Here is a 698-nt window from a genome sequence, read left to right as displayed (position 1 = left end):
CCGTGCGACTGTCTCGCCCACCTGTACGGCAGCGCCGGGGACCGTCCGCTGCGGGCTCGCTTCTACGCCACGGACATGACTGATGAGGAGTGGCAGGTCATCCGGCGGGTGATGCCGCTGCCGGGCTGGTTGTGCGGGCGCGGGGGCAACCCGGAGGGGTACTGCCATCGTGAGATGTTCGATGCGGTGCGCTACCTGGTGTCCGAAGGCATCAAGTGGCGGGCGATGCCGGCCGACTTCCCGCCCTGGGGCGCGGTATACGCCTTCCAGCGCCGCTGGCAGGCCGACGAGCTCCTCGACGTCCTGCACGACCGGCTCCGCGAGCAGGTGCGGCTGCTCGAGGGCCGGGACGATCCCGAACCGACTGCCGCGATCGTCGACTCCCAGTCCTTGCGCGGCGCGGCCACGCTCACCGGGGAACGCCGTGGCTTCGACGGGGCGAAGCTGGTGTCGGGCTCCAAGCGGCACATCGCGGTGGACTGCCTGGGCCTGCTGCTTGTGGTGCTGGTGACCGCCGCCGACCTGCAGGACCGTGACGCGGGCGTGCACCTGCTCGGCGCCGTGCGCCGGCTGTGCACCCGGGTACGTCTGGTGTGGGCCGACAGCGGCTACGCCGGGGCCCTGGTGGACTGGGCACGCGAGAAACTCGCCCTGAAGGTCGAGGTGGTGCGTCGCAGCGATGACGTGAACGGATTCGT

General features: G+C 70.9%; 1 protein-coding gene. It reads left to right on the top strand.

The annotated features are described in order from the left end of the window. Positions 1-75 precede the first annotated feature (75 nt). Positions 76-698, top strand: a 623-nt coding sequence (locus ACFPZI_RS37225; protein WP_381371594.1) for an IS5 family transposase, incomplete at its 3' end; no start/stop codon positions are given.

Origin of the sequence: Streptomyces chlorus (genome assembly GCF_042655885.1) — a bacterium.
Taxonomy (GTDB): Bacteria; Actinomycetota; Actinomycetes; order Streptomycetales; family Streptomycetaceae; genus Streptomyces; species Streptomyces chlorus.
This window is presented reverse-complemented; position numbering and strand designations above follow the sequence as displayed.